Raw genomic sequence first — 5,376 nt, 5'->3', positions numbered from 1 at the left:
ATTTTCTGTTAGGTCAGGTCCTGGCCGTTGGTGGCAATCACCTTCTGGTACCAGTAGAACGAGTCTTTGCGGTGGCGGGACAGGTCGCCGCTGCCGTCGTCGTGCTTGTCCACGTAAATCATGCCGTAGCGCTTGCGCATCTCTCCGGTACTGGCAGACACCAGGTCAATGCAGCCCCAGGGGGTGTAGCCCTGGAGGTCCACCCCGTCGGCCACCGCCTCGGCCATGGCCTGGATGTGGGCCCGGAGGTAGTCAATGCGGTAGGGGTCATGGATGGCCCCATCCGGCTCCCGCTGGTCCATGGCCCCCAGGCCATTCTCCACCACCATCAGGGGAATCTGATAGCGGTCATACAGGTGGTTGAGCACCCAGCGCAGACCCTGGGGGTCAATCTGCCAGCCCCACTCGGTGACCGGCAAATAGGGGTTTCGAATGCCGCCCAGAGCGCCGTTGCCCGTGGAGGGGTCTCCCTCCTGCTTGGTGCCCACACACCGGGAGTCGTAGTAGCTGAAGGTGTAGAAGTCCACGGTGCCCTCCCGCAGGTCCACCTCGTCCTGGGGGGTGATGTCCAAGGTGACCCCCTTCTCCGCCAGCAGACGGCGGGCATAGCTGGGATAGGCTCCCCGCACGTGCACATCTCCCGCCAACAGGTTGTGCAGGCGGTCCATGGACAGCTGGGTGAGCTGATCCTCCGGGGCGCAGGTACGGGGGTAGACGCACATGTAGGCGATCATACAGCCCAGCTGATTGTCCGGGTCGATCCGGTGGCCCAGGCGCACCGCCTGAGCGGAGGCCACCAGCTGGTGGTGCATGGCCTGCCAGCGGTCCTGCTCGGTGGTAGTCTCCGGGAGCATACCTCCGGCGATGAAGGTACCAAAGGGCACGGACAGCATGTTGATCTCGTTGAAGGTCAGCCAGCGGCGCACCTTGCCCTTGTACCGCTCCATCACCGTCTTGGCGTAGTGGACAAAGAAGTCCACCAGCTTGCGGTTCTTCCACCCCCCATATTGGGTGGTCAGGTACAGGGGATTTTCATAGTGGGACAGGGTGACCAGAGGCTCAATGCCGTACTTGGCCAGCTCGTCAAACACCTGGTCGTAAAAGGCCAGCCCCTCCTCGTTGGGCTGCTCCTCATCCCCCCGGGGGAAGATGCGGGACCAGGAGATGGACATGCGGTAGACCTTGAAGCCCATCTCAGCAAACAGGGCGATGTCCTCCTTCCAGTGGTGGTAGAAGTCGGTGGCCTCGTGGTTGGGGTAGAAGGCGTCAGGCTGGGCGGGAATGGTGATGCGGCGGGGGGTGTTCACCGAGCCCCCGGTGAACACGTCGTCAATGGAGGGGCCGCGGCCCCCTTCGTTCCATCCACCTTCATACTGGTTGGCGGCGGTGGCGCCGCCCCACAAAAAGCCATCCGGGAAGCTCCGGTTCATGATGTTCCTCCTTTTACAGTACGGTGAGCAGGCGTGCGCCGTGCTCAATGTTGATCTCCTTGGTGGGCACCACTTCCAGGTATTCCTCGGAGTTGGTGACGATGACCGGGGTGGTCACATCATAGCCCTCTGCCCGAAGCCCGTTCAAATCACAGGTGAGCAGCAGCTGGCCCTTTCGCACCACGTCTCCCACCTTCACATGGGGAGTAAAATACTTGCCGTTCAGGGCCACCGTGTCCCGGCCCACATGGACCAGCACCTCCAGGCCGTCGTCGCTGCGCAGGCCCACGGCGTGGCTGGAATCCATCAGGGTCTCCACCACCCCGTCAAAGGGGGCGTATACCCGGCCATCGGTGGGAATGATGGCCGCACCGGTGCCCAGCACGCCGGAGGCAAAGGTCTCATCGGACACCTGGCTGAGGGGCATCAGCTTGCCGGTCATGGGGCTGTTCACCACCAGGCGCTGAGGGGCCTGCACCTGGGTGCCCTTGGGGGCGGTATTCTTGGTGGTGGTAGCCGCCTCTCCGCTGCCCTGGGGGTCACGGAAGCCCAGGATAAAGGTGAGGACAAAGGACACCACCACGGCGATGAGGCAGGTCAGGCCGATGTACAGGATGGAGCTGGGCCGTCCCGCCTCCACATACTGGATGGTGGTCACCAGGCCGGGGCAGGCGGCAGAAAAGCTCTTGAGCTGCATCAGACCGGCAAAGCAGCCGGAGGCGAAGGAGGCGATGAGCACAGCGATGAAGGGGCGCTTGAGGCGCAGGGTGACGCCGTACATGGCGGGCTCGGTGATACCAGCCACCAGGGCGGAGAAGCCGGCGGCGGCGGCGGTCTGACGCATGTTCTTGTTCTTGGAGCGCAGGGCCACGGCCATGGAAGCGCCGCCCTGGGCCAGGTTGGCGCCCAGCTGGGCCACCATCACCAGGCCGTCAAAGCCAGCCGGACCGCTGATGGCTGCGATGGCAATGGGGGTAAGCACATGGTGCATACCGAAGAGCACCAGCACGGGGTAAATGCCGCCGATGATGCCCACGGCCAGCCAGCCCAGATTGGTCTGAATCCACTCCAGACCGCCGGAGATGGCCTCACCGGCAATGGCTCCGGCAGGGCCCACCGCCCACAGGGCAATGGGGGCGCAGATGAGCACGATGAGCATGGGGTTGAGGAAGGTCTTGGTGATGGCGGGGGTGATGCGGTCCACCAGCTTCTCCACCTTGGACAGCACCCAGGCCATGATGATGGCGGGCAAAATGGAGTAGGGGTAGTTGGCCGCAGTCACAGGCACCCCGAACAGGGAGATGGGGTCTCCGGCAGTAAACATGGCCTGGAGGGTGGGGTGCACCAAAATACCCGCAATGGTGATGCTCAGATAGATGTTGGTGTTGAAGTACCGGGCGGCGGAAGCGGCCACCAGGATGGGCAGGAAGTAGAAGGAGCCATCGCCAATGACGTTGAGCACCTGATAGGTGGAGCTCTCCTCAGCCAGAATACCCAGCATGGGCAGCAGCACCAGCAGCACCTTCATCATGGCGCAGCCGATGATGGCGGGGATGACGGGGGTCATGGAGCCCAGCAGGGCGTCCATCATCCGGGCGGGAATGGGCTTTTTCTTTTTCTCCTCTTCCTCCTGGACGGGCTGGCCCTTGTTCTCCAGCACCCCCATCTCCTGCAAGGCCTCGTAAACCTTGGGCACCCGGTTGCCGATGATGATCTGATACTGGCCGCTGGCGTGGACCACGCTGATGACGCCGGGGACCTCAGATACCGCCGCATCGTTGGCCAGGGACTCGTCGGCCAGGGCCAGACGCAGCCGGGTGGTGCAGTAGGTCGCCCCTAAAATATTCTCTTTGCCGCCCACATGGGCCACAATTTGTTCCGCAGTCTTCTTCCAATCCATGGTTTAATCCCTCTTTTCAACTGAATCTTCTAATCTTAATTCTCGTCCTTCAAAAGACCGTGCTTTGCCACTCTGGCAATGTGCACCGTGAGGTACAGCTCCTCCTCCCGGCCCAGATTCTGCCCCCGCAGCTGCAAAATGTAGGCTGCAATCTTTTGGGTACAGGCATAGGCCTGGGGGTACTTGACGCAGATCATATCCAACAGATCTCCGTCATCCTCCTGGTAATAGGTGCCCAACAGCAGACGCTGGGCAAAGAACCTGACATGGGTGATAAAGCGATGGTAGGCCAGGGCCTGGGTGTCAAACTCCATCCCAAACTCCTGGTGTACGATGGTGCACACGCCGGAAATCAGCTCGGTGACCTCATACATCTGCCCAATCTCCATGCCCGTACCTGCGTTGACAAAGTGCAGCGCCATAAAGGCCGCCTCATCCTCGGCAAAGGGCACCTCCAGGGCCTGGCGCACCATTCGGGCCGCCTCCAGCCCCACAGCATACTCCTGGGGATAGTAGCGCTGGATCTCCCAGCGCATGGAGTTGCGCAGCACCAGCCCCCGCTGGTAGCGCTGTACAGCGGAGTAGATATGGTCGGTAATGGTGATGTGAATGCTCTCATCCAATGTCTTGTTCATGTTTTTCTCAGCCATAGAGATGATTTTCTCGCTGAGGACCATGTAGTTCATGGGGATGCGGGCAATCAGCTCCTGAAAGCGGCTGGTGTTTTCCTGAGACAGCTGGAACACCTGCTCCGCTCTGCTGCAAGGAATCCGATCTCCTCCGCTCTTTTGAAATACAATTCCCTTTCCCATGACCACAATTTCCTGGCCATTGGCATCCACCGACACAAAGGCGTTGTTGTTGAGTATGCGACGTACCACATAGGTTCCCACGGTTCATCCCCCCTTTCAGGCAAAGAAAAAACAGGCACCACAAATAAAACCCGTTGCAATCGAGTTTTACGTGGTCTTGCCTGCCTTACCAGTTACAATCCGAATATTCAGTTGCTGGGGACAGTATAGCCCTTTTCCTCCCCCTTGTCCATTCCAATTCCATACAAAAGTACATGCGATTTTTTGGTAATTTAGTCAAACCTCCAGCCCTTCCTGGAAAAAACTCCCCACGGTGGACCGTGGGGAGTTTTGTAGCGTTCTATTTAGATGTTGTCTTCCTGGTCCTCCGCGGAGGGTTCAGCCTCCTGCCAGGATACGTCGATGGTCTCCCGGGGGGGCTGCTGCGTCTGAGACGGCAGGGTCCGGCTGTCCCGGTCCTCCAGCATGGGTGCATTTCGGCTGGTGTGTTCGGCCAGAATCTCATCCACGCTCAGGCAAGTGCCCTGGATGATGCGGCGCTGCCGCTCCTCCTCCTGGCGCATCCAGGCCAGATGCAGGGCCTTGCGGGCCTTCACCAGGCACACCACCAGCACGATCACCGCCACCAGCAGCACCACAGCCAGAGCAGCCAGGCCCACCATCAGGTAGGACACGGCGCGGTTGCTCCAGCCTGTGCGGATCTCCCGGCCAAAGAGGGTGAACACAAAGCCCTCGCTCTGGGGCTCCTCTGCCACCTCAGCCAGCACCAGGGGGGCGTCCCCCAGCTGGGTGAACTGGTAGCGCTGGAAGGTCTCCTGCTCCACGTCGTACAGGTACAGCCCCAGCTTGCCCTCCTCATCCATGGCATAGACGATGTAGTGGTTGGGCTCCTCGGTGTCGTCGGGCACCAGCAGGGTGTGCTGCTGGCCCCCCAGCTCCATGAGGGTGGAGGTATAGCCCTGGGGCACCACCAGCTCCTGGGGCAGGTCCACCAGGGTCAGCTTGCCGGTGGACATGGCCACCGGGGTCATGGCCTGAACCTCCCGGGTCTTCTCGTTGTAGAAATAGAAGCCTGCGGGATGTCCCTCGTCGCCAGCCAGGTACACGGCCACCAATCCCCCCTCCTTGTGCACAGCGGTGGGAAGGGTCTGGCCGTCCACCTCCAGCTGGGAGGTCTCAAAGCCCTGGGGCAGGGTCACGCCCTCGGGCAGCTCCTTAGACACCGCCAGCTGGG

4 protein-coding genes are annotated in these 5,376 nt (G+C 61.2%); all 4 read right to left on the bottom strand.

The features are described 5' to 3' along the window. Positions 1-8: 8 nt before the first annotated feature. Positions 9-1,430 carry a 6-phospho-beta-glucosidase gene (locus tag E0L15_RS11890; protein ID WP_168125756.1) on the bottom strand — a complete coding sequence of 474 codons (1,422 nt, stop codon included), beginning with the start codon at positions 1,428-1,430 and terminating at the stop codon, positions 9-11. 13 nt (positions 1,431-1,443) lie between these two features. Then, entirely contained in the window at positions 1,444-3,330 is a 1,887-nt protein-coding gene (locus E0L15_RS11885) for a beta-glucoside-specific PTS transporter subunit IIABC (protein WP_168125755.1), read from the bottom strand. Between the two features lie 35 nt (positions 3,331-3,365). Further along, positions 3,366-4,223: a PRD domain-containing protein gene (locus E0L15_RS12675; protein ID WP_087232159.1), complete on the bottom strand. Its 858-nt coding sequence runs from the start codon at positions 4,221-4,223 to the stop codon at positions 3,366-3,368. Positions 4,224-4,486: 263 nt separating this feature from the next. Then, positions 4,487-5,376, bottom strand: an 890-nt coding sequence (locus E0L15_RS11875; RefSeq protein ID WP_168125753.1) for a hypothetical protein, incomplete at its 5' end; no start/stop codon positions are given.

It is taken from the genome of Pseudoflavonifractor sp. SW1122 (assembly GCF_012027765.1).
GTDB lineage: Bacteria > Bacillota > Clostridia > Oscillospirales > Oscillospiraceae > Enterenecus > Enterenecus faecium.
This window is presented reverse-complemented; position numbering and strand designations above follow the sequence as displayed.